The organism is Streptomonospora litoralis (assembly GCF_004323735.1).
Lineage (GTDB): Bacteria > Actinomycetota > Actinomycetes > Streptosporangiales > Streptosporangiaceae > Streptomonospora > Streptomonospora litoralis.
In genome coordinates this window covers 2,698,284-2,721,072 of the sequence record NZ_CP036455.1, presented here as the reverse complement: position 1 = coordinate 2,721,072, position 22,789 = coordinate 2,698,284, and the positions used below count along the sequence as shown (strand labels likewise).

At 72.4% G+C, this 22,789-nt stretch carries 18 protein-coding genes; 5 read left to right on the top strand and 13 right to left on the bottom strand.

The window, feature by feature from the left end; genetic code table 11:
* Positions 1-6: 6 nt before the first annotated feature.
* On the bottom strand, positions 7-1,164 hold the full coding sequence (locus tag EKD16_RS11740; protein ID WP_131098415.1) for a Gfo/Idh/MocA family protein: 1,158 nt from the start codon (positions 1,162-1,164) through the stop codon (positions 7-9).
* A gap of 257 nt (positions 1,165-1,421) precedes the next feature.
* The gene (locus EKD16_RS26080; protein ID WP_242677351.1) at positions 1,422-1,895 is read right to left on the bottom strand and encodes an Rv3235 family protein; all 474 of its coding nucleotides are present in this window, start codon (positions 1,893-1,895) and stop codon (positions 1,422-1,424) included.
* A 207-nt stretch (positions 1,896-2,102) separates the two neighbouring features.
* On the opposite strand from EKD16_RS26080, the gene EKD16_RS11730 reads away from it, so the two are divergent.
* Positions 2,103-2,918: a glycerophosphodiester phosphodiesterase gene (locus tag EKD16_RS11730; protein WP_207391508.1), complete on the top strand. Its 816-nt coding sequence runs from the start codon at positions 2,103-2,105 to the stop codon at positions 2,916-2,918.
* A gap of 41 nt (positions 2,919-2,959) precedes the next feature.
* Positions 2,960-4,363: an MFS transporter gene (locus tag EKD16_RS11725; protein ID WP_131098413.1), complete on the top strand. Its 1,404-nt coding sequence runs from the start codon at positions 2,960-2,962 to the stop codon at positions 4,361-4,363.
* Between the two features lie 56 nt (positions 4,364-4,419).
* On the opposite strand, the gene EKD16_RS11720 is transcribed toward EKD16_RS11725, so the two are convergent.
* Positions 4,420-5,898, bottom strand: coding sequence for a S28 family serine protease (locus EKD16_RS11720; RefSeq protein WP_207391507.1), 1,479 nt, complete (start codon positions 5,896-5,898; stop codon positions 4,420-4,422).
* Between the two features lie 239 nt (positions 5,899-6,137).
* Here EKD16_RS11720 and EKD16_RS11715 point away from each other — a divergent pair, with 239 nt between their 5' ends.
* Positions 6,138-6,542 (top strand): nitroreductase family deazaflavin-dependent oxidoreductase, encoded by a 405-nt coding sequence (locus EKD16_RS11715; RefSeq protein ID WP_131098411.1) that lies wholly within the window; start codon positions 6,138-6,140, stop codon positions 6,540-6,542.
* Positions 6,543-6,605: 63 nt separating this feature from the next.
* Here EKD16_RS11715 and EKD16_RS11710 read toward each other — a convergent pair whose 3' ends face one another.
* On the bottom strand, positions 6,606-8,117 hold the full coding sequence (locus tag EKD16_RS11710; protein ID WP_131098410.1) for a cytochrome P450 family protein: 1,512 nt from the start codon (positions 8,115-8,117) through the stop codon (positions 6,606-6,608).
* A 328-nt stretch (positions 8,118-8,445) separates the two neighbouring features.
* Between EKD16_RS11710 and EKD16_RS11705 the strand changes: the two genes are divergently transcribed.
* Positions 8,446-8,829 (top strand): RNA polymerase-binding protein RbpA, encoded by a 384-nt coding sequence (locus EKD16_RS11705; protein WP_131098409.1) that lies wholly within the window; start codon positions 8,446-8,448, stop codon positions 8,827-8,829.
* 77 nt (positions 8,830-8,906) lie between these two features.
* Here EKD16_RS11705 and EKD16_RS11700 read toward each other — a convergent pair whose 3' ends face one another.
* The 3 genes from EKD16_RS11700 to lnt all read right to left on the bottom strand — a co-directional run bounded on the left by EKD16_RS11700 (position 8,907) and on the right by lnt (position 12,067).
* Positions 8,907-9,698, bottom strand: a complete 792-nt coding sequence (locus tag EKD16_RS11700; RefSeq protein WP_207391556.1) for an HAD-IIA family hydrolase — start codon at positions 9,696-9,698, stop codon at positions 8,907-8,909.
* A gap of 130 nt (positions 9,699-9,828) precedes the next feature.
* On the bottom strand, positions 9,829-10,323 hold the full coding sequence (locus tag EKD16_RS11695; RefSeq protein ID WP_131098408.1) for an FxsA family protein: 495 nt from the start codon (positions 10,321-10,323) through the stop codon (positions 9,829-9,831).
* Positions 10,324-10,417: 94 nt separating this feature from the next.
* Complete coding sequence (lnt, locus tag EKD16_RS11690; protein WP_131098407.1) at positions 10,418-12,067, bottom strand: apolipoprotein N-acyltransferase; 1,650 nt, start codon at positions 12,065-12,067, stop codon at positions 10,418-10,420.
* A gap of 872 nt (positions 12,068-12,939) precedes the next feature.
* Here lnt and EKD16_RS11685 point away from each other — a divergent pair.
* Positions 12,940-14,145: an ABC transporter ATP-binding protein gene (locus tag EKD16_RS11685; protein ID WP_131098406.1), complete on the top strand. Its 1,206-nt coding sequence runs from the start codon at positions 12,940-12,942 to the stop codon at positions 14,143-14,145.
* A 283-nt stretch (positions 14,146-14,428) separates the two neighbouring features.
* Here the strand turns inward: EKD16_RS11685 and EKD16_RS11680 are convergent, their stop codons facing one another.
* From EKD16_RS11680 to EKD16_RS11655, 6 genes are all read right to left on the bottom strand, one after another.
* Positions 14,429-15,358: a carbohydrate ABC transporter permease gene (locus tag EKD16_RS11680; protein WP_131098405.1), complete on the bottom strand. Its 930-nt coding sequence runs from the start codon at positions 15,356-15,358 to the stop codon at positions 14,429-14,431.
* Positions 15,355-16,707, bottom strand: coding sequence for a carbohydrate ABC transporter permease (locus EKD16_RS11675; RefSeq protein WP_131098404.1), 1,353 nt, complete (start codon positions 16,705-16,707; stop codon positions 15,355-15,357). The genes EKD16_RS11680 and EKD16_RS11675 overlap by 4 nt, the downstream gene beginning before the upstream one ends.
* 75 nt (positions 16,708-16,782) lie before the next feature.
* Positions 16,783-18,096: an ABC transporter substrate-binding protein gene (locus EKD16_RS11670; RefSeq protein WP_131098403.1), complete on the bottom strand. Its 1,314-nt coding sequence runs from the start codon at positions 18,094-18,096 to the stop codon at positions 16,783-16,785.
* Positions 18,089-19,321 (bottom strand): ABC transporter ATP-binding protein, encoded by a 1,233-nt coding sequence (locus tag EKD16_RS11665; protein WP_131098402.1) that lies wholly within the window; start codon positions 19,319-19,321, stop codon positions 18,089-18,091. The genes EKD16_RS11670 and EKD16_RS11665 overlap by 8 nt, the downstream gene beginning before the upstream one ends.
* Before the next feature lie 182 nt (positions 19,322-19,503).
* The gene (locus EKD16_RS11660; RefSeq protein ID WP_131098401.1) at positions 19,504-20,682 is read right to left on the bottom strand and encodes an acyl-CoA dehydrogenase family protein; all 1,179 of its coding nucleotides are present in this window, start codon (positions 20,680-20,682) and stop codon (positions 19,504-19,506) included.
* A gap of 903 nt (positions 20,683-21,585) precedes the next feature.
* Positions 21,586-22,710: a glycosyltransferase family 4 protein gene (locus tag EKD16_RS11655; protein ID WP_131098400.1), complete on the bottom strand. Its 1,125-nt coding sequence runs from the start codon at positions 22,708-22,710 to the stop codon at positions 21,586-21,588.
* Positions 22,711-22,789: the final 79 nt, after the last annotated feature.

Genomic DNA, 22,789 nt, shown 5'->3' with positions numbered 1-22,789 from the left:
GACCGCTCACGGCAGCTCCACCTCCTCCAACTCGACGCGCCGCCCCGAGGCCGCCGACTGCAGCCCGGCCTCGGCCAACTGCAGTCCGCGGGCTCCGGAGAGCAGGTCGAAGGGGAAGCGCGTGTCGGCGCAGACGTGGGAGATGAACTGCTCCCATTGGGTACGGAAGCCGTTGTCGAAGTCGGCGTTGTCGGGAACGCTCTCCCACTGGTCGCGGTAGCCGCCCTGGTCGGCGGGGGCGTCGGGGTCCCACACCGCGCGGGGGGTCGCCACCCGGTGCTGGATGCGGCAGTCGCGCAGCCCGGCGACGGCGCTGCCCTCGGTGCCGTCGACCTGGAACTCCACCAGTTCGTCGCGGTCGACCCGCACGCACCAGGAGGAGTTGATCTGGGCGAGGATGCCGCCCTCCAATTCGAAGACGCCGTAGGCGGCGTCCTCGGCGGTTGCGGCGTAGGGGCTGCCGTCCTCGGCCCAGCGGCGGGCGATGTGGGTGGCCGTGGTGGCGGTGACCGCCCGGACCGGGGCGAAGAGCTGCTCCAGGATGTAGTGCCAGTGCGGGAACATGTCCAGCACGATCCCGCCGCCGTCTTCGGCGCGGTAGTTCCAGCTGGGGCGCTGGGGCTCCTGCCAGCCTCCCTCGAAGACCCAGTAGCCGAACTCGCCGCGGATGGACAGCACCCGGCCGAAGAAGCCGCTGTCGAGCAGCCGCCGCAGCTTGAGCAGGCCCGGCAGGAACAGCTTGTCCTGCACGACGCCGTTGCGCACACCTGCGTCGCGGGCGAACTTGGCCAGTTCCAGGGCGCCGCCGAGGGAGGCGGCGGTGGGCTTCTCGGTGTAGATGTGCTTCCCGGCGGCGATCGCAGAGCGCAGCGCCTCCTCGCGTGCGCTGGTGATCTGCGCGTCGAAGTAGACCTCGATGCCGGGGTCCGAAAGCACGGTGTCGAGGTCGGTGCTCCACCGCTCGACGCCGTGCTGCTCGGCGATGCGGCGGAGCTTGTCGGCGGAGCGTCCCACGAGCACAGGCTCGGGCACGACCCGCGAACCGTCGGGGAGCACGACTCCGCCGGCCTTCCGGATCGCCAGCACCGAGCGTGTCAAATGCTGCCGGTAGCCCATGCGGCCGGTGACGCCGTTCATGGCGACGGCCAGCACCCGATCTTGCATGCGTCGTCCTATCACTCGATTGAGAAAGCGCTTTCCAACGTACTTTAACCTGCTTTCCGACGCCAGAGATGCATTCGCCCCCTTCATCGGCGACCCTCCGCGCCTCCGGTGGCCGATTCGGGCGGACGGCGGCGCGTCAGCGCTCTCCAGCAGGTACTGTGACCTGCCCGACACTACGGGAAGGCGCTTACCAACACATCCCCGGTACGGGGCGCCCGCACGACCGCGGACGCCCCGTACCCGCATCCGGCGGAGCGTCAGCGCACCGCCGCCCGGCACAGGTCGGTCTCGATGTGCGTGCACAGCCAGGCGTGCTGCGCGTAGGCCACGCGCAGCGCGAGTGCGCGGCAGCGCGGTCCGCAGTCGAGGACCGCACTGATCTCGGCGACATCGGGCGCCGGCGTGCGCAGCACCGTCCGCATCAGGCGGGGCCGGCTCGCGCCCGCGTAGGCGCCGGCCCGGCGGGCCAGCAGTTCGTAGGCGCGCCGCGACAGCAGCGGCCGCACCTGGCGGGCGGGCCGCTCGCCGGCCAGCACCTCGGCCAGCAGCTGCGCGAAGCGGGCGAGCTGCTCGGGACTGCGGCGGTGCGGATAGGCGACGCCGCGCGGACGCGCCGCGGCGCGGGGGGCCTGCGGCCGGGCGGGCGCGGAGTGCGCGCCGCGGCGCGCGGCGGGACTCGGGCGTGATCGGGTCGGGCTGTCGAGGGTCGAGGAGGACCGGTGACCTGCCAAGGTGCGTCCCTTCGAAAAGAGCGTGCCTTCCCCCGCGGCCGGGAGCCGACCGCGGAGCCTCAGCGGACGGCGCCCGTCCGCTACGGACTCAGAGCACCGCGCGGCCCCGCGTTGCCACCTGGAATGCCGGGTTTCTCGTCCCGGCGGGAACGCCGGGAGGCCGTCCCGGCGTGCCCGCACCCCCGGAATGCAGGCATACTGCTCCCTGTGGATCACGGCTACCTTGATGCGCCCGGGCCCGTCGCGCTCGCCCACCGGGGCGGCTGGCTCACCGACGCCGCAGGTGAGGTCGACACCGCCTTGGAGAACACCGCCACCGCGTTCCAGCATGCGGTGGATCTGGGCTACCGGTATCTGGAGACCGACGCGCACGCTACCGCCGACGGCGCGGTGCTCGCCTTCCACGACCGCACGCTGGACCGGGCCACCGACCGCCGGGGGCGCATCGCCGAACTGCCCTACGCCGAGGTGGCGCGGGCGCGCGTCGCCGGGCGCGAACCCATCCCGCTGCTGGAGGACCTGCTGGGCTCCTGGCCGCACGTGCGGCTGAACATCGACATCAAGGGCGACGAAGCCGTCGGGCCGCTCGTGCGCGTGCTGCGCCGCACGGACGCCTGGGACCGCGTGTGCGTCGGCTCCTTCGACCAGCGCCGGCTCGACCGTGCGCGGCGGCTGTTCGACCGCCCGGTGGCCACCTCGTGCGGGCCCCGCGAAGTGGCCCTGCTGCGGGCGGCCTCGCTGGCGCCGCCGCTGCGGCCGCTGGCGCCGCGGGTGCCGGTCTGTGCGCAGATCCCGCTGAGCCACGGCCGCATCCCGCTGGTCAGCCGCGATGTGATCGCCACGGCGCACCGGCTCGGCATGCAGGTGCACGTGTGGACCATCAACGACACCGCGGTGATGGAGCACCTGCTGGACGCCGGAGTCGACGGGATCGTCACCGACGACGTCCGCGGACTGCGGCGGGTGCTGCGGGCGCGCGGCGCCTGGCACGGTCCCCGCGGCGGCCCCGCCGGCGAGGAGTAGCCCCCGCCCCCGCTCCATTCGGACCCCGACAAGGACGCCACATGGCCACCACTCCCCCGGCGCAGCCGCCCGAGCCGGCACCGTCCGACCCCGCCCGGCTGCGCAGCGAGCGCCGCGCCTGGTACTTCTACGACTGGGCGAACTCGGTCTTCTTCACCTCGGTCATCTCGGTCTTCCTGGGCCCCTACCTGACGGCGCTGGCCCAGGACGCGGCCGGAGCCGGCGGGCGGATCGGGGTGCTGGGCTGGATGATCGACCCCACCGCCCTCTACCCCTACGCCACGTCGCTGTCGGTGCTGCTGCAGCTGGTGGCGCTGCCGGCGGTGGGGGCGGTCGCCGACTACACGGGCCGCAAGCGCGAACTGATGGGCCTGCTGGCCTACATCGGGGCGTTCGCGACCATGGGCCTCTACTTCGTCGACGGCACCGAGTACCTGCTGGGAGCCGGCCTGTTCGTGCTGGCCAACCTCACTCTCGGCGCCTCGGTGGTCGTCTACAACTCTTTCCTGCCCGACCTGGCCGCCCCCGAGGAGCGCGACGACGTCTCCTCCCGCGGGTGGGCGATGGGCTACCTCGGCGGGGCGCTGCTGCTGACGCTGCACCTGGTGCTCTACCTGTTCCACGAGAGCTTCGGACTGGAGCAGGGGCACGCGGTGCGCATCGCGATGGCCTCGGCCGGCGTGTGGTGGGCGGTGTTCACCCTCATCCCGCTGACACGGCTGCGCAACCGCTACCGGGGCACCGTGCTGACGGGCACGCGCCCGGCCGAGCCGGGCCGGGCGAGCGGCACGCGCGCGGTGCTGGGCGGTTTCGGCCAGCTGTGGTCGACGGTGCGCAGCCTGCGCGCCTACCCGAGGACCCTGGTGTTCCTGGTGGCCTACATCCTGTTCAACGACGGCATCCAGACGGTCATCGCGTTCTCGGCCACCTTCGCCGACCAGGCGCTGGGGCTGGGCCAGGAGGTGCAGATCGGCGCCATCCTGATGGTGCAGTTCGTGGCCTTCGGCGGCGCGCTGCTGATCGGCGCGATCGGGCGGCGGCTGGGCACCAAGCGCACGATCCTGGGCAGCCTGGTGGTGTGGATCGCGGTGGTGAGTGTGGCGCCGCTGCTCAGCGAGGGCTCGGCGGTGCAGTTCTTCGTGCTGGCGTTCTTCATCGCCATCGTGCTGGGCGGCACCCAGGCGCTGTCACGCTCGATGTTCTCCCACCTGATCCCGCGCGGCAAGGAGGCCGAGTACTTCGGCCTCTACGAGATCAGCGACAAGGGGGCGGCCTTTCTGGGCTCGCTGGCGCTGGGTGTGGCGCTGGACGCCACCGGGGGCGACTACCGACTGGCGATCCTGTCGCTGATCGTGTTCTTCGTCCTGGGCTTCGCGGTGCTGGCCGCGCTGAGCGTCTCCCGCGGCATCCGCGAGGCGGGCAACGAGGTGCCCGAGCACATCTGAGTGCGCGGCCGGGGCGGGCGCGAACGGCGCCCGCCCCGGTGTCAGCGAGAGGATCGCTAGCGCAGGCCGAATCCGCGCTCGATCCGCTCCCGGCGCTCGCCGGCGTTGTCCAGGCCGGGTACCCACTCGGCCATGGTCCGGGCCTCTTCGTCCACGCCCGCCCAGCGGCGCAGCGCGGCGGTGGCCGCGGCGCGGTCGTCGGCCTCCAGGGCGGCGATGTCGGCGCCGTGGTTGGCTTCGGGGGCGACGAAGCGCATCGTGTCACGCCGCTCGCTGCCGGCGCGGAAGTGCTCGGCGCCCCACGGGTCCCATTCGCCGTCGACGAACAGCATCTCGGTGGAACGGTGCCTCACCCAGTGATCGATATCGGGCATGGCCCACCAGTCGAAGCGGGGCACGTCCATCTCCTCGGGCAGGTAGCTGCGCGCCTGGAACAGGCCCGGGTAGCGCAGCAGCCCGCGCAGGTGCTTGGTCGGCACGCTGGGCGTGCCGAGCTGGGTGGCGGCCTGGAAGTAGTAGGGCAGGTAGGGCGTGGTGCCCTGGTCGGTGTAGAAGCCGAAGCCGGCGACCTCGTCGAGGAAGGCAGCGATGTCGGCGGTGGAGGCGTCGGGCGCGGGGATGTCGGCGCACGCCTCGGGGGTGGGCTGGTACTGCCAGAACGCCCAGGGGGTGTCGAGCACGAGCATCTCGAAGGAGCGGTCGGCGCTGCCGATGGTCCGGTCGAAGGTCCAGCCGTTCCGCTCGGCGAGGCCGGTGTAGTGCTCCACCAGCTCGCCGCGCCGCTTCAGGGCGGCGCGCTGCAGCGCCTCCAGGTCGTTCTGGCACTGCGGGCCCTCGCCCACCGTGTCGAAGAACCTGCGGTAGGCGTGGTCGGCGCGGTCGATCACGTCGTTGGGGGCGACGTATGCCACGGTGCCGTCGAGGTCGCCGGGGTAGAAGCGGCGGTGGTAGACGGAGGTCATCCCGCCCTTGGACGCACCGGTGGAGATCCACTCCTGCTCGTAGACGTCGTTCAGCGCCTCGACGATGCGGTGGTGGTCGGCGGCGGCCTGGCGGATGTCCAGGTCCTCCCAGTCGGCCGGGTCGGGCCGGGAGGGCTCGAAGAACCGCTGCTCGGTGGAGATCTGGTTGCCGTCGACGATACGGGTGGGTTCGCTGCGGAAGGCGCCGATGCTGACGTTGTAGCCGCTGGTGTGCAGCACGGTTGGCCGGTCGAACCCGCGGTGCAGCAGGGTCAGCCGCTGCTCGAAGGTCCGGCCGCCGGGCTCGTCGTGGTCGGCGGGCTGCTCGTAGCCCAAAACGAAGTAGCGGAAACCGGGCTCGGTGTCGATCTCCTCGATGATGCGCAGTCCGGGGACGGCCTTGAGCCGGTCGGTGATGCCGGTGCCGGGGGATGCTGTGTTCGCGTTCGCGTTCGCGTCCGTGTTTGTGTCCGCGTCCGCCGGTGCCGCGGTCAGCAGCAGGGCGGTCGCGGTCAGGAGCGCTCCGGCGGCGGCGCGCCAGGACGCCGCGAAGCGCGGTGTGCGGGGGGTCACCCGTTCAACCTCCTCGTGGGATCTCCGCCCGAAGCGGCGGTGGCCGCGGGGCGGGTCGGATGCCGACTGACCGATCATCGGGAGTGCCGCGAACGGAGTCAAGGCGCTACAGCGTGTCGATCGGGGCGGTGCGCCAGTGTGACCGCATCGCCGCAGGTCGACTACGCTGCACCGGTCGGTCAGAAAGAACACCGGTGCTCGCCTCCGCGGGGCGGGCACCCGGCTGGGAAGGGGACGCAGTGCTGTTCGGCAAGGAGCATGTGGAGCGTTACCAGGCCACCGACGGCGAGGAGGGCCATGAGTGGCAGGGCACCACGACGCTGATCCTCACCACCAAGGGCCGCAAGTCCGGGCTGGAGCGCAGCACGCCGCTGATCTACCGCACCGACGGCGGCGCATACGTGGTGGTGGCCTCCAAGGGCGGCGATCCCGACGACCCGCAGTGGTACAAGAACCTGCAGGCCGACCCGGAGGCCGGCGTGCAGGTCAAGGCGGACCGCTTCCGGGCGCGGGCGCGCACCGCCTCCACGGAGGAGAAGCGGCGGCTGTGGCCGCACATGGCCGAGGTGTGGCCGCAGTACGACGAGTACCAGGCGAGCACCGACCGCGACATCCCGGTGGTGCTGCTGGAGCCCGTCGGCTGAGCCTGTGCACGGGCCCCGGCCGCCCACCGCGGGCGGCCGGGGACGGAACGGAGAACGGTGCGTTCACCGGACGTGCCAGCGGTCCAGGAGCGCGCGCAGACGATCGGGGGCCGCCGGTGCCGCCGCATCCGGGGCCTGGTAGCGGGCGCCCCGGCCCTGTGGTCTGCGCGCGCCCGCCGGGCGCGGTACGGGCACGGACGCCGCCTCCGGCGACGGTCGCTCGGCAGCCTGGGGAGCCTGGTAGCGGGCCCCCATGGGCCTGGGGCGCGGCAAGGCCCGCCGCCGCCGTCCGGAGCGGGGGGCTTCGGGAGGGCGGCCGCCGACTACGGTGGTGTCCTGCTCGGCGGGAAACTCCGCATGCAGCTCTGCGGGCCCCTGCAGTTCGGTTCCGCGGTACCTCCGTGGCCGGCTTCCACCGGCGGCCCGCAAGCCCGGCAGGCGCTCCAGCAGCGTGTCGATCGCTGTTCCGGCGATCTCGCGGGCGAAGCCCTGCGCGGGGCATCCGTGCGCACCGGCGCCCCACATCAGGTGCGAGCGGTTGCCGGCCAGGGCGAGTGCGCCGTCGGCGCGGTCGCCGGGCGTCACAGCGGGATCGGCGTGGGCGGCGGCCAGGCCCAGCACCAGGGCGTCGCCGGGGCGCAGATGGGCGCCGCCGAGGCGCACGTCGCCGGTGCAGCGGCGACCGGAGAGCGCGCCCAGCGGCGGCTCGGTCCACATGACGTAGTCGAGGAAGTCGTCTGAGGGCAGCGTCGCCTGGCCGTAGAGGGCGCCGATGCGGGCATCTCCCAGGATGAGCCCGAGCGCGTTTCCGATGAGCTGGGCCGTCGGCCGGTGCCCGGCCGACCACAGCAGGCGCAGGCAGGCAGCCGCTTCGGCGTCGCTCAGCGCTTCCGGGTGGGCGAGCACGCGCGAGGCGAGGTCGTCGCCGCTTTCGGCACGCCGCCGCGCCACGAGGCCGGTGAAGTACTCCTCGAGCGCGGCCGCCGCGGTCCGGGCTCGGGCGGGGTCCCCGCCGCTGTCGGCCTCGAAGGTCAGCCGCGCCAGCAGCCGGCCGTAGTCGTCGGGCAGGCCGAAGAAACGGTTGAGCACAAGCGAAGGCAGCGGCCGGGCGTAGTCGCCGACAAGGTCGATGCGGCCGTCGGCCGCCGCAGCGGCGATCAGGGCGAGCGCGGGGCCGCGGACCTCGGCGGCCACCCGCTCGGCGGGAATCCGGGCCAGGGCGTCGGTGAGGGGCGCGCGCAGCCTGGCGTGGTCGGCTCCGTCGCCGGACAGCGCCCGGGCGCGCGGGAGGCCGTCCGCATCCGCAGAGGGCGCCGTTCCGCTGCCCGTGTCCGCGGAGAAGCGGCGCCGGTCGCGCAGCGCCTCCAGGTTCTCTTGATAGCCCAGCAGCAGCCAGGCACGGATACCGGGCTCCGTCTCGACCGGGGCCACTGGGCCCCAGCGTGCACGCAGTTCGCGCCACAGGTCGGGGTCGTCGGCGCGGGCGCCGAGCGAGTGCAGCGGTACCGCTGGCGACCGATCTGCGGCGGAGCTGTACTGAGTCGCCGCGGCGTGGCGGGGTCCAGGACCGGCCATGGAATCTCCTCGGACACAGGGGAATCCGAGACTAGAGCCAGATTGTTTCGCCCGTGAGTCGAAAGAAAAAGTTCCCTGCTGCCCCGCGGCCGAGATGCGCCGCAACCGGTGGAGACCGCGTCACGACGGGGGACGTGTCCGCCGTGCGATCGCACCGTGTGCGCGGTGTTGCGCGCTTGTGTCCTGCGTGGACTACGCTTCGGCGCGGCCCGTTAACGTGCGAGGGGCCATTATCGCACGGTTGGATGACCGAAGTGCGGGGAATCTTGACACGGACCGACGTGTTAATGCCATGTAGACCGCAAGAGCGCCTGGAGGCACGCAACCGATGGCCGAGCGAGCACTTCGCGGCACACGACTCGGGGCTACCAGCTACGAGAACGACCGCAACACCGACCTGGCACCGCGCCAAGAGGTGACCTACGACTGCCCTCAGGGTCATCGCTTCTCCATCACCTTCGCGACCGAAGCCGAGGTCCCCACGAACTGGGAGTGCCGCTACTGCGGCGACACCGCCCTGATGGTGGACGGCCGCGAGCCGCAGGAGAAGAAGGCCAAGCCCGCGCGGACCCACTGGGACATGCTCCTGGAGCGCCGCAGCATGGAGGACCTGGAAGAGGTCCTCGCCGAGCGGCTGGAGCTGCTCCGGTCGCGCCGCCGGGAAGAGCAGGAGCACATGAAGGCGATGGCCGAGGAGCGGCGCAGCGCCTGAAGCACGCGCGAGGGGCGGCGGCAGGGAGGACCAACCGCCCCTTCGCACCGCGCGAAGGCGTCCGCCGCCCGGCACGCTCAGCTGTGCTGGGGCTCCTCGGGCGCCTGCTCGCCGAAGGGGTCGCCGGTGCGGCCCACCAGGTCGGCCACCGAACCGAGCACCTTCGTCGGACGGTAGGGGAAGAGTTCGGCGGTGTCCCGCCCGGAGATCCCCGAAAGCACGAGCAGGGTCTGCAGACCCGCCTCCAGTCCGGATCGCACGTCGGTATCCATACGGTCGCCGATCATGACCGTGCTCTCGGAGTGGGCGCCCAGCGCCCGCAGTGCCGACCGCATCATCAGCGGATTGGGCTTGCCCACGTAGTAGGGGGCCCGCCCGGTCGCGCGCTCGATCAGGGCGGCCACGGCTCCGGTCGCCGGGAGCGATCCCTCGCGGCTGGGCCCCTTCTCATCGGGGTTGGTGGCGATGAACCGCGCGCCGCTCTCCACCAGGCGGATGGCGCGGGTGATGGCCTCGAAGCTGTAGGTGCGGGTCTCGCCCAGCACGACGTAGTCGGGTTCGCGGTCGGTGAGCACGTAGCCGATGCTGTGCAGTGCGGTGGTCAGGCCCGACTCCCCGACTACGTAGGCCGAACCGCCGGGCCGCTGCTCCTTGAGGAATCGGGCGGTGGCCAGCGCCGAGGTCCAGATGGACTCCTCGGGGATGTCCAGTCCGCTGCGCTTGAGACGGGCGCGCAGATCGCGCGGTGTGTAGATGGAGTTGTTGGTCAGCACCATGAAGCCGATGCCGCTCTCGCGCAGTTCGGAGACGAACTCGTCGGCGCCGGGGACCAGGTGCTCCTCGCGTACGAGCACCCCGTCCATGTCCATGAGGTAGTTCCACGGCTTGTCGTCGATCACGCCCGACACACTATCGCCATAGGCCCCACGCGCCGGGTCCGCTCCCGCGCCGCGTAGCGCTCGCCGGCGGGGCAGGCGCCGCTCGCCCAGGCCGCGGCCCTCACTCGTCCTCGACGACACGCCCCCGGATGACCCGGCCACCGCTGGGGGCCCGCTCGCCCTGACGCCCCGGCTGGGGCGGGATGCGCCCGCCCTGGGCGACGAACTCGGCCTCGGCGGAGTCGCGCATGCGCTTCACGCGGCGCTCGGCCCAGCCGGTGAACGCCCAGCGCAGCGCGGGCCGGGTGAAGGGCAGTGCCATCACGGCGCCCAGCGCGGCGGTGACGAAGCCCGGAGTAAGCAGCAGGATGCCGCCGACCATCAGCATCAAGGTGTCCAGCAGTCCGCCCTGCGGGGGTGTACCGGTGCGCATGGCCGCATCGGCCTCGCGGAAGGTCTTGGTCCCGGCACTGCGCAGCACGACGACACCGGCGGCGCTGAGGGCGAACAGCAGCGCGATGGTCCAGGCGACGCCGATCTGCTGGCCGACCAGGATCATCAGCCAGATCTCCAGGAAGGGCAGCGCCATCAGCGCGATGACGATCAGCAGCGGCATGGGCACCATCCTCGACTCGGCAGGCCTCCCTTCGATGTCAACGCACGCACCCCGCCGTTCGTTCCCGATCGGGCGGCCGTGATGCCGGCGGACCTCAGCCGGCCGGCGGGGCGGCACCGTCCTGAGCCCGGTCCCCCTCGCCGACCGGGGCGCGGCGGCGCCGGCCGGCCGCGGCGAGCGCGGCACCGAGTGCGCCCGCGGCCGCCGCGCACAGCGCCGCCTCGGGCAGCGCTCCCAGGCGGGTGGCCGGGGTCAGACCGGTCATGGCCGGCAGTTCGGCCACGTGCACGGCCGACTGCGCCTCGGGCGAGCGGTAGGTGACTTCGCCGCGCCTGGTCACCACGGCGCTGATGCCGCTGGTAGAGGCGACCACGGCGGGGCGCCCGTGCTCGACGGCGCGCAGCCGGGTGATGGCCAACTGCTGTTCGGACTGGCCGGTGAAGTTGTAGTTGGCGTTGTTGGTGGGCACGGCGATGATCTGGCCCCCGGCGGCCACCGACTCGCGCACCGGCGGGTCGAAGGCCACGTCGAAGCAGATCGCGGTGGCCAGGGTCGTCCCGCCCAATGTCAGCGCCCCCGGCTCGTCGCCGGGAACGGCGTCGCTGCTGACGTGCTCCAGGCGCTGCACGAAGCGGGTGAAGAAATCACGGTAGGGGATGTACTCGCCGAAGGGCACCAGGTAGCGCTTGGTGTAGTAGTCGCCGGGTCCGTCCTCGGGGTCCCACACGACGCTGCGCACCTCGCGCTCGGTGCCGTCGGCGCTGTAGCGGGTGATGCCGAACAGCAGGGGCGCCCCGATGTCGCGGGCGGCCTCGCTGATCATCTCGGCCGCGGCCGGGTCGGTGTAGGTGTCGATGTCGCTGGCGTTCTCCGGCAGCACCACCAGGTCGGGCTGCTGGGCCTCGCCCGCCTCGACCCGGTCGGCGAGCCGGTGTACGCCCTCGGTGTGGTTGCGCAGCACCTGCATGCGCTCGCCGAGGACGCTCATCTCCCCCACGCCGGGCACGTTGCCCTGCACCAGGGCGACGGTGGCGGTGTGGTCGACGGCGGGGGCGGTCAGCGCAGGCAGGGCGGCGCCGCCGGCGGTGAGGGCGGCGGCGCCCGCCGCCAGTCCCGCCGTCGCGGCCAGCGGGGCCCGCGGCCGCCGCGCCAGGCGCAGCACCGCCGCCAGCAGCAGCGTGCCCGTCAGCGCCACGGCGAAGGTTGCCAGCGGCGAGGACCCGAGGGCCGCGTATCCGGTGAAGGGGGTGTCGGGCTGGGCGAAGGCGAGCTTGCCCCAGGGGAACCCGCCCAGCGGGAAACGGGCGCGCACGGCTTCTTGCAGCACCCACAGCGCCGCGGTCCACACCGGCCATCCCGGCAGTCGCGCGACCAGGGCGATGCCCGCGGCCATCGGCGCGAAGTACACGGACTCGGCGGCGGCGATGATCAGCCACACGTCGGTGCCGAAGACGTCCTGCCAGCGGATCAGCGGAACCATCAGCGCGGCGCCGGCCAGCAGCCCGAGCCATCCGGCCCGGCGCAGGCGGGTGCCCATGACCGCGAGAGTGAGCAGGGCGGCGCCGAGAGGACCGAGCCACCACAGCCCGTAGGGCGGCAGAGCGAGCAGCTGGCACAGCCCCGCCGCCGCGGCCGCGAGGGCGCGCGGGGCGGGACCGCTCAGCGAGCGCCGGGGAGGTCCTTCGACCGCCGCAGGGGCCCTCCCGGCTTCTTCGCCGGTGTGCCGGGCGCCTTCGGTAACCAAGCCTGGCTCGCTTTCGCCTGTGGATGGGGGGACGCGGAAAAGGCCCGAATCACCCTTCGGACCGGATCCGTCTCGTCGGCGGCGAGCGCGGAGACCGTTGTCTACTGGATGTCCGGGCCTTCTCCGGGTCCAACCCCCCGCCCGGTCGCGGAACCCCGGTCCTTATCAGGCCGACGGCCGCGCCTGGTGCGTGGCGCGACGTCCGGCAAGACAACGACCGGACCGCTCGACCGGTCCGTCCAGTGCTGGACTGGTCAGTAGATTACCCAGACTCCCACTCGTGCGCCGCAACGCTTCGCCGACGTGTCGGGGAGTGGTCTCGGGCCCGCTCACGCACGCGGAGGTCCGCGGGGGCGACCGGATCCGGGCAACCGTCGCCAGGCTAACGCACCCGGATGTGCGCACGCCAGTCCGCCGGCATCGCCCGCGACTCCGGCATATGACCCCGATCCAGCGCGCTGAGCTGGAACGATGCCTTGGAGCGGCGCCCATGCGGGCGGTCGGCGACGGGCCCTGCGCCGCCTTGGCGCCGCTCGGACCGTACTCGCGCCGCGCGTGTGCGCACGTGAATCCGGTGGCGCCCGATGAGGCCGACCGGCCTTCGCGCCGCGCGCGTTCGGCCGATACCGCCCACCGCGGCGCCCGCACCGTTCAGCCGCGGTGCGGGCGCGGGGCGCTCGTCGCCTCCGGATCCACCCGATCTCCGCCGTCTCACAATGTGGACGCTATCGGATCGAAACAGGACGAACTATCGACAGAACGGCTTCGGTGGTGTTCGATGTTGGTCAACAGATCGATACAGAGTGATCAGCACAGCGGAAGAGCCCGCTCCCGCAGCCGGGACGGGCGACGGACACGGGAGCTGTTAACCCATGGCGAAGATCGTCCTGGACGGCGTCGACAAGGTGTACTCCGGCGGAGTCAAGGCCGTCGACAACCTCAACCTGGAAATCCACGACAGCGAGTTCATGGTGCTCGTCGGCCCCTCGGGCTGCGGCAAGTCCACGGCGCTGCGGATGATCGCCGGACTGGAGGAGATCACCGGCGGCGACCTCTACATCGGCGACGACGTGGTCAACGACCGCCCGCCGAAGGACCGCGACATCGCCATGGTCTTCCAGAACTACGCGCTCTACCCGCACATGACGGTCGAGCAGAACCTGGCCTTCGGCCTGAAGCTGCGTAAGATCCCCAAGCAGGAGATCGCCAAGCGCGTCCAGGACGCCGCGTCCATGCTGGGCCTGGAGTCCTACCTCAAGCGCCGCCCCGCCGCCCTCTCCGGCGGTCAGCGCCAGCGCGTGGCCATGGGCCGGGCCATCGTCCGCGAACCGCAGGCGTTCCTGATGGACGAGCCGCTGTCCAACCTCGACGCCAAGCTGCGTGTGCAGATGCGCGCCTCGCTGAACCAGCTCCACGAGCGCCTGAGCGTGACCACCGTCTACGTCACCCACGACCAGACCGAGGCCATGACCCTGGGCGACCGTGTCGCAGTGCTGCGCGACGGCCGCCTGCAGCAGGTCGACACCCCCAAGAACCTGTTCGACCACCCGGCGAACCTCTTCGTCGCGGGCTTCATCGGCTCCCCGGCGATGAACTTCGTCAACGCCGAGCTGCAGCAGGACGGCTCCGGCGCCGTGCTGAAGTTCGCCGAGCACGCCCTGACCGTCCCCAGCTCCATCGTCGACGCCCGCCCGGGCCTGCGCGACTACATGGGCAAGCAGATCATCCTGGGTATCCGTCCCTCCGACTTCGAGGACGCCGCGATCTCGGGCAACGGCACCAGCATGGACGCCGTCGCCGACATCACCGAGGAGCTCGGCACCGAGATCAACGTCATCTTCTCGGTGAACGCGCCCCCGGTGCGCCACGAGGAGGCCGCGGCGCTGGCCGCCGACGCGGCCGACGAGAGCGAGGGTGAGGGCGGCCTGCCGCTGTCCGGGGACAAGTCGGTGTTCACCGCCCGCGTCAGCCCGCGCAGCGCGGTGCGCCCCGGCGGCAAGATCTCGCTGTCGATCGACGTCAGCCAGCTGCACTACTTCGACAAGGACAGCGGCCTGGCGATCGGCCAGACCGGCTGACCCCCGATACCGACCCGACCGCGGCGGGCCGTTCTCCCCTCTCGCCGGCCGCCGCCCGCACAGGCGGCGGCCGAGTTCGGCCCGCGGCGAGGGGCGGGCCCCGCGCGTCGGCGCCGGGGCCCGCCGGCCTCTGCACGGCGCCGCTTTGCGGCGGGAGCCGCCGCGGCTGAGTCCCCGCATACGCCCAGGGGCCGGCATCCTCCCAGGATGCCGGCCCCTCGCGGTGTCTCCGTGCGGCGGTTGCGCGGGCCGCCCCCGCACGACCGCCGCCGGTGGCGTGCGGCTACTTCACCGCTCCGGCCATCACGCCCTGCACGAAATACCGCTGGAAGGCGAAGAACACCAGCAGCGGCACCACCATCGACAGGAACGCGCCCGCGGAGATCACGTCGATGTTCGCGCCGAACTGGCGCATCTCCGACTGCAGGGCCACCGTCATGGGCTGGCTGGCCTCGGAGGCGAAGACCAGGGCCACCAGCAGGTCGTTCCACACCCACAGAAACTGGAAGATCCCCAGCGACGCGATCGCGGGACCGCCCAGCGGCAGGATCACCCGGCGGAAGATCGTCAGCTCCTTGCCGCCGTCCATCCGCGCCGCCTCCAGCAGGTCCCGCGGGATGGCCGCGAAGAAGTTGCGCAGCAGGAAGATCCCGAACGGCAGTCCGAAGCCGACATGGAACAGCACCACCGCGGCGATCGATCCGTACAGCGGGGTCCCGCCGTAGAGGCTGGAGATGGGTACCAGCGCCACCTGCAGCGGCACGACCAGCAGCCCGACCACGCCCAGGAAGAGCCAGTCGCGGCCGGGGAACTCCAGCCAGGCGAAGGCGTAGGCGGCCAGGGAGGCCACCACGACGATGATCGCCGTGGCAGGCACCGTGATCAGCACCGTGTTGCCGAAGGAGGCCACGAAGTCGGGGTTGTCCAGCAGGTCGGCGTAGTTGCGCAGGGTGAGCTGGGAGGGCTCGGTGAGCACGGCCCACCATCCCGACGCCGCGTTGTCCGCGGGCGAGCGCAGACTGGAGAACAGCAGGCCCAGTGTGGGCAGCATCCAGAACAGCGCGATGAGAATCAGCAGTACCTGCACCAGTCCGGAACCGCTGCGGGCCACCAGGCGCGCGGCCGTCGAGCGCCGCGGCGCCCCCTCGCGATCGCCCGGTGCGTCCGGTGCCTCGCGCTCGGCGGATTCGGCCGGCTCGATCTGTGCGCTCATGTCTCCTCCCGGCGGAACCGTCGGATCTGGAAGATCATCGCCGGCACGACCAGCACCAGCAGGAACACCGCCAAGGCGCTGCCCAGCCCCTGGTCGTTGATGCCGAAGGAGACCTGCCACATCTCCAGGGCCAGCACGTTGGCGTCGGCACGCACCGACCCCGGGGCGATCACGAACACCAGGTCGAAAATCTTCAGCACGTAGATCATCAGGGTCACGAAGACCACCATGAGCACCGGCGAGAGCAGCGGGACCGTCACCCGCCGGAACACCTGCCATTCGGTGGCTCCGTCGACCCGGGCGGCCTCCAGCGCCTCGCGGGGGATGGCCGAGAGGCCCGCCGCGATGAGCACCATGGCGAACCCGGCCCATACCCACAGGTAGGCGGCGATGATGGACGGCGTGATCAGGGTCGGCCCCAGCCACGTCAGGCCGTTGTAGGGCTCGGAGAAGTTGGATGCGGCCAGCCGCAGCGTGTAGCCCTCGCCCTCAAGTCCCGTCAGGGCGAAGGTGCCGTCGGAGGCGGTGGCCGCGGTGGCGACCACCTCGCCGTCGCGGACCGCCTCGATGCGCAGGGCGGGCAGCCCCGTCTCGCTGGGGTCGGCGACGCCTTCCTCGCCGCCGCCTCCGCGGGTGAAGTCCATCCATACCGTTCCGGTGACCGCGCCCTGCTCGGTCTCGGCGGTGCGGGCGGGTTCAGGGTCGCCGGGCACGTCGTCGGGCGAGACGCCCACCAGCGGGACGGCCACCGCGTCGCCCGGGGAGACGGGGTCGGTGAGCCGGTAGCCGCCGCCGGAGGTCTCCTCCAGCGGCACCTGCTCGCGGGGACGGGCGTCGGGGTAGGCGCCGGTCGGGGCGACGGTGTCCTGGACCGTGGTGATGACCGCGTTGGCCAGGCCCCGCTCGGGGTCCTGCTCGAAGACGAGCCGGAAGATCACACCGGAGGCGAGGAAGGAGATCGCCATCGGCATGAACACCACGATCTTGAAGGCCGTGGACCAGCGGATGCGCTCGGTCAGCACCGCGAAGATCAGCCCGGCCACGGTCACCACGGCCGGTGCCACCGCGATCCAGATGACGTTGTTGCGCAGCGCCGTGAAGGTGTCGGCGCGGGTGAACATCCGTACGTAGTTGTCCAGTCCGACGAACTCGGTACCCGGCGCGTCCCACAGGCTCCTATAGACCGAGAACAGGATCGGGTAGACGACGTAGATTCCCAGGAACAGCAGTGCCGGCAGCAGGAAGAACAGGGCCAGCCAGGGCGGCGGGCCGAGGCGGCCCCGCCCGGTGGCGGGGCCGCCTGCCTGCGCGGCGGCGGGGGCGTCGGATGCGGTCTCGGCGGCGGTCATAGGAGGGCCTCGCCGTCGCCGCCGCGTCCCCGGAGACGTTGCGGTCGCGTGTCGGTGGAGGGAGGCATGTCGGGGCTACTCCGCCGCCGCAGCGGCCTGTTCGAGCTTCTCGGCCGCGGCCTCGGGGTCGGAGGGGTCGCGCAGGAAGTCCTGAAGAGCGGCCCACATGCCCTTGCCCTCGGTCGCGCCGAACTGGCTGGGTACCTGGTCGGAGAGGTCGTAGCGGACGTCGTCGCCGGCCTCCAGGATGGTCTGGGCCAGGGTCCGGGTGAACTCGTCGGGATAGGCGCCGGCCTCCACCTGGGAGTTGGCCGAGAGGTAGCCGCCGAGCCCGGCCCAGGTGGTCTGGGCCTCGGGCGAGGCGAGGTAGGCCATCAGCCGCTGCACGCCCTCGGCCTCGCTCATGGCCACGGCGATGTCGCCGCCGACCACGACGGGGGCGTCGGAGTCCTCGCCCACGGCCGGGAACGGGAACGCCTGGGCGGTCTCGCCCACCGTCGCGCCGGCCTCCTCGGCGCTCGCCGCCACGAAGTCCGCCTCGTAGACCATGGCGGCCTGCTCCTGGCCGTAGACCTCGGAGACGCAGGTGGGGAAGTCGGTCTGCACCGCGCCCTGGGTGCCGCCGGCCATCCACTCCTCTTCGCCCCACACCTCGGCGAGGGTCTCCAGGGTCTGCACGACGCTGTCGTCGGTCCAGGGGATCTCGTGGGCGACGAGCTGGTCGTACTTCTGCGGTCCGGCCTGGGAGAGGTAGACGTTCTCGAACCAGTCGGTCAGCGTCCAGCCCGAGGCGCCGCACATGGCGAAGGGCGTGATCCCGGCCTCGGAGAGCGTGGTGGCGGTGGTGCCGGTGAGGTCGCTCCAGGTCCCCGGCGGGGTGACGCCCGCCTGGTCGAAGGCGTCGGGCCGATACCAGATGATGGACTTGTGGGCGGCCTTCAGCAGCACGCCGTAGGCTTCGCCGTCGACGGAGCCCAGTTGGCGCCAGTAGTCGGTGTAGTTCTCCTGCAGTGCGGTGGCCGCGTCGCCGGAGAGCGGCACGAGCGCATCCTGGGCGGCGTACTCCTGGACCAGGCCGGGCTGGGGCAGGATGGCCACGTCCGGCGGCTCGCCCGCCTCGATCTTGGGGCCGAGGTAGGCGCCGGTGTCCTCGCCGGTGGACTCGTAGGTGACAGTGGCGCCGGTCTCCTCCTCGAACCCGGCCAGCACCTCGGTGAAGTTCTCCTCCTCGACGCCGGTCCACTTGGCCGCCACCAGCAGTTCCACGCCCGCCAGGTCGCCGGAACCCCCGCTTTGCGTCGATCCCGGGCTGCAGGCGGTCGCCGCCGCCAGCGCGCCGACCGCGGTCACCGCGAGCGCGGCGCGTCCTCTCCACATGTGCTCAGGCATGTGTTCCCTCCTTCTGCTCGGTGGCGGAGACGGCGTCGCCCCAGACGGCGTCTCCAGTGGCGGGGTCGAAGAAGTACAGGCGCGCGGTGTCGACCCGCACCCGCACCGGCTGGCCGGTGCGGGCCTGCGATCGGGGGCTGAACCGGGCGATGACGTCGCTGTCAGGGGTGGCGGCGTCGACCTGGTCGGCGCCGGCGTCTCGGGCCAGCTCCTTGGTGTCCTCGGTGACGACGGGCGGCGCCGGCAGCCGGAAGTGCACCAGCAGCTCGGCGCCGAGCGCCTCGACGAGGTCGGTGGTGGAGGTGAGCACGGCGCCGGGGTCCTCGTGGCCGAGTTCGGCGTCGTCCATGTCCTCGGGGCGGATGCCCACGGCGATGTCGCGGCCGAGGTACTCGCGCAGGCGGGGGCGCTCGGCGAGCAGCTCGGCGGGCACCGCCAGCGTGTGGCCGCCCAGATCCAGGCGGGCTCCGGGGCCGTCGGCCTCGATGCGCGCCTGCAACAGGTTCATCGACGGCGAGCCGATGAACCCGGCGACGAAAAGGTTGGCGGGATGGTTGTAGAGCTCCTGGGGTGCGGCGACCTGCTGCAGCACGCCCTTCTTCAGCACGGCGACCCGGTCGCCCAGCGTCATCGCCTCGACCTGGTCGTGGGTGACGTAGACGGTGGTCACACCGAGGTCGCGCTGGATGCGGGAGATCTCGGCGCGCATCTGCACCCGCAGCTTGGCGTCGAGGTTGCTCAGCGGCTCGTCCATCAAAAACGCCTGGGGCTGGCGGACGATGGCCCGGCCCATGGCCACCCGCTGGCGCTGGCCGCCGGAGAGGTTGCGGGGGCGGCGGTCGAGGTGCTCGGTCAGGCCCAGGGTCTCGGCGGCGGCCTCCACCCGCTGCTTGATCTCGCGCTTGGGCAGTTTGCGCAGCTGCAGCCCGAAGGCGATGTTGTCGCGCACCGATAAGTGCGGGTAGAGGGCGTAGCTTTGGAAGACCATGGCCACGTCGCGGTCGCGGGCGGGGGTGCGGTTGACCGTGCGGTCGCCGATCGTCAGCGTCCCCGAGGTGATCTCCTCCAGGCCGGCGATCATGCGCAGCGCGGTCGTCTTGCCGCACCCGGAGGGGCCGACGAGGACGAGGAACTCCCCCTCGGCGATGTCGAGGTCGAGCGCCGAGACCGCGCTCGTGCCGTCCGGGTAGGTCTTGCCGATCCCGGCCAGCCGGACCTGGGCCATATTCGCCTCCGCCGATCTTTTCGCGCCTTCGGTCACCCGCGGCCGGTGGTCGCCGACCGCGGAAACGCCGACTGCGTCACACGGGTTTGTGACCCACGCCGCAGCGGCACTCGCCCCCTTGTATCAGCGGATGTCGTGACCTGCCCAGGTCCTGCGAGACGCCTGTTATGAAGTCGTTTCCGCTATCGGGCCCCGGTTTCGGCGGCGTCGGCGGCCCGGGCCAGGTCGCGGCCGATGACCATGCGCTGGATCTGGTTCGTCCCCTCGACGATCTGCAGCACCTTCGCCTCGCGCATCAGCCGCTCGGCGGGCAGGTCGCGGGTGTATCCGGAGCCGCCCAGCACCTGGACGGCGTCGGTGGCGACCCGCATCGCGGTATCGGTGGCGAAGAGCTTGGCCATGGCCGCCTGCGTGCCGAAGGGGCGCCCCGCATCGCGCCGGCGGGCGGCCGCCAGGTACAGCTCCCGCGCCGCCTCGACCCCGGTGGCCATGTCGGCGAGCATGAACGCGATCCCCTGGAAGTCGCCGATGGCCTGGCCGAACTGGCGGCGGGTGCGGGAGTACTCCGCGGCCGCGTCCAGCGCGGCCTGGGCCACACCGACGGCGCACGCGGCGATGCCGAGTCGGCCGGAGTCCAGCGCGGCCATGGCGATGGCGAAGCCCTGGCCCTCCTCGCCGATGCGTCGGTCGGCGGCGGTCGGGGCCTCGTCGAAGCGCACGACCGCGGTGGGTGAGGAGGACATCCCCATCTTGCGCTCGGGCGGGTCCGCCCGGACGCCCGGCGTGGCCGCGGGCACGTGGAAGCAGCTGATGCCGCGGCCGCCGGAGTCGGGCCCACCGGTGCGGGCGAAGAGGGTGTAGAAGTCGGCGACCCCGCCGTGGGTGATCCAGGACTTGGCGCCGTCGACGACGTAGCCCTCCCCACCGGGGCGGGCGCGGGTGGCCATGGCCGCGGCGTCGGAGCCCGACTGGGCCTCGGAGAGGCAGTACGCGCCCAGCCGCTCGCCGCCGAGCATCTCGGGGAGCAGTGCCGCGCGTTGTGCTTCGGTGCCGTAGGCGGCCACCGGGAAGCAGGAGAGGGTGTGGACGCTCAGCCCCAGCCCCACAGCCAGCCAGCGCGCGGCCAACTCCTCGACGACCTGGAGGTAGACCTCGTAGGGCTGGTCGCCGCCGCCGTACTCGCCGGGATAGGGCAGCCCCAGCAGCCCGGAGCGTCCCAGCAGGTCGAAGACGTCGCGCGGGAAGACGCCCGCCTCCTCGTCGCGGGCGGCCCGGGGGGCCAACTCCTTGTCGGCGATGCCGCGGACCAGCTCCAGCAGGTCCTCGGCCTCGGGTGTGGGCAGGATGCGCTCGTGGGCCATTGCCGGCTCCCCTGAGTCGTGGGCGGGATCGCCGCCCGTCGCGCGGGCACAACTCGGAAACTAATAGGACGTCCGACTACACTCTCGCACCTTCGCCGTGCCGCCGCCACCGCCCGGCGGCAACCCGGCGACCGAACGAATCCGCCCGGCTCGCCGCCGCCTGCGGCGACGCCCGCGCTGCACTGTGGTTCGGCCCCGGCACCGGGCGGTAACACGCAGTGCTCTGAGCCCCGGGTGGCGCCTGCGGTCGACTGTGCGGCCTTGACACCGGGCGGCATCCAGGCGTCTTGGACGGAAAAGCGGCGGCGACGGTAGCGGATGGCCCAGCCCGTGCCCATCGGCAGGGTGCCCGCCGGTTGGGCGCCCGACGAGGGCGGCGGGCACCGGCCCTGTTCGCGGGCGGTGGCGCGTGCGACGGCGACCCGGCGCCGGTATGTCCGGTATGCCGGTTCGTCCGGCGTCATCGTGAAGTTATGGCCGCGGGAAAACGCATTCCGTGGCCATAACTTCACGGTATCGGGAAAAGCCACGCCGAGTCTGTCTGTGGGGCTGGATTCGGCGCCGAATCCAGCCCCACAGACAGACTCGGCTGGACCGGTGCCGTCCAACGCAGGGTTTCGACCAGATCGCGGCCGCAATCCGGTGAAAACCGCGCGTTGGGTGCGCCGACCGGCCCGCGGCGGCCCAACGCCGCCCCCGCCAGGACCGCCATCGGCCAGCACCCGGTGCGTTGACCGCGGGCTCGGCCATCCACCGCCCTCGCCGCCGCTTTTCTCCAGGCCACCTTCCACCGGCAGACCACAAGACCGCCCAGCAAACCAGAGCCGCCCCGCTGATCACCGCCACCAGCGGGCACCCGACCCGACTACCGCGGGCGCAACTTTTCGCCGCCCTCCCGCCGGCTCAGTCCCCCGTCCGCGTGTGGTCCAGCCGCGCGAGGATCCGCTTCCAGGTCCACTCCCGCAGCACCCAGTCGCGGCCGCGCTCACCCATCGCGCGGGCCGTCCGGGGGTCGGCCAGCAGCAGGGAGAGCCGCCGCGCCACGCCGCGCGCGTCGTCCCCGTCGACCACGTAACCGGTCTCGCCGTGGCGCACTCGGTCCGGTGCCGGGCCCCAACCACCGACCACGACGGGCAGTCCGCACGCCGCCGCTTCGAGCATGCGGGGACTCCACGCCGGGTTCCCCCTCTCCGAGCCGCTGCGGCAGGGCAGGGCGAAGATGTCCGCCGCGGCGTAGAGCGGCGGCAGGTCCTCCTCGGCGACCGGACCCGCGAACACGACGTCCTCGGCCACCCCCGCCCACGCGGCGAGCGACCGCAGGCGCCGCAGATCCGGTCCGTCCCCGGCCACGACCAGCCGCACCCCCGGAAAGCGCACGCGCAGCCATGTCATCGCCCGGACGAGGCTGTCGGCGCCGCAGCCGCGCACCAGCCGGGCCGCGGACAGGATCACCGGCCCCTCCCCCAAGCCGAGTCGGCGCCGGCTCGCAGCGCCGTCCAGCCCCGGGCGGAAGGTGTCGGTGTCCACTCCCGCTGTCAGCCGCACCAGCCGTACCGCGGAGTCGGGCGGTAGCGCGGTCTCGGCGTCCTCGCGCGCGGACTCGTCCGGATAGGCGAGCACGTCGGCCCCCGAAGCGATACGCCGCAGCATCGGCCGCGCGGCCGGTCCCCATGAGCGTGCTCCGCGGGTCGCGGCGACCACCTCGCCGTCGGAGCGGGGACGCAGCCGCGGCGCCACCAGGCCCAGTCCCGCCTCGGCGAGCAGCACGCGGTCGCACCCGTAGCCGCGCATCAGCTGGGCCACCCGGCGCGCGGTGCGCGCGGTCGGCAGCAGCCGCGGACCGGAGTCGCGCTCGATCGGGTAGTCCTGGTAGTCGTCGTACCCGCCGTTGCCCGAAGAGGCGGTGTGGACGACCACCCCCGCGCCGTCTCCGCCGGCCAGCCGCCGAGCCAGCCGGCTCCCGAACGTCTCGAAGCCGCCCCTCTGGCCGGGGAAGTCGTTGGTGACCAGCAGCGTGCGCGCCGCCATGTTGAGCCCCGCATTCTTCGTCCTGAGCGCCGCGGTCGCCGGCGGTGGTGCCCCGCAGCGCGTCGAACCGGTCCGTCGG

Bases quoted from the DNA above. Each gene is read 5' to 3' on its own strand.
- EKD16_RS11705 (WP_131098409.1), top strand. From the start codon at position 8,446: ATGGCCGAGCGAGCACTTCGCGGCACACGACTCGGGGCTACCAGCTAC.
- EKD16_RS11695 (WP_131098408.1), bottom strand. From the start codon at position 10,323: ATGCCGCTGCTGATCGTCATCGCGCTGATGGCGCTGCCCTTCCTGGAG.
- EKD16_RS11700 (WP_207391556.1), bottom strand. From the start codon at position 9,698: ATGGACATGGACGGGGTGCTCGTACGCGAGGAGCACCTGGTCCCCGGC.
- EKD16_RS11725 (WP_131098413.1), top strand. From the start codon at position 2,960: ATGGCCACCACTCCCCCGGCGCAGCCGCCCGAGCCGGCACCGTCCGAC.
- EKD16_RS11710 (WP_131098410.1), bottom strand. From the start codon at position 8,117: ATGGCCGGTCCTGGACCCCGCCACGCCGCGGCGACTCAGTACAGCTCC.
- EKD16_RS11655 (WP_131098400.1), bottom strand. From the start codon at position 22,710: ATGGCGGCGCGCACGCTGCTGGTCACCAACGACTTCCCCGGCCAGAGG.
- EKD16_RS11685 (WP_131098406.1), top strand. From the start codon at position 12,940: ATGGCGAAGATCGTCCTGGACGGCGTCGACAAGGTGTACTCCGGCGGA.
- EKD16_RS11670 (WP_131098403.1), bottom strand. From the start codon at position 18,096: ATGCCTGAGCACATGTGGAGAGGACGCGCCGCGCTCGCGGTGACCGCG.
- EKD16_RS11680 (WP_131098405.1), bottom strand. From the start codon at position 15,358: ATGAGCGCACAGATCGAGCCGGCCGAATCCGCCGAGCGCGAGGCACCG.
- EKD16_RS11660 (WP_131098401.1), bottom strand. From the start codon at position 20,682: ATGGCCCACGAGCGCATCCTGCCCACACCCGAGGCCGAGGACCTGCTG.
- EKD16_RS11665 (WP_131098402.1), bottom strand. From the start codon at position 19,321: ATGGCCCAGGTCCGGCTGGCCGGGATCGGCAAGACCTACCCGGACGGC.
- EKD16_RS11675 (WP_131098404.1), bottom strand. From the start codon at position 16,707: ATGACCGCCGCCGAGACCGCATCCGACGCCCCCGCCGCCGCGCAGGCA.
- EKD16_RS11740 (WP_131098415.1), bottom strand. From the start codon at position 1,164: ATGCAAGATCGGGTGCTGGCCGTCGCCATGAACGGCGTCACCGGCCGC.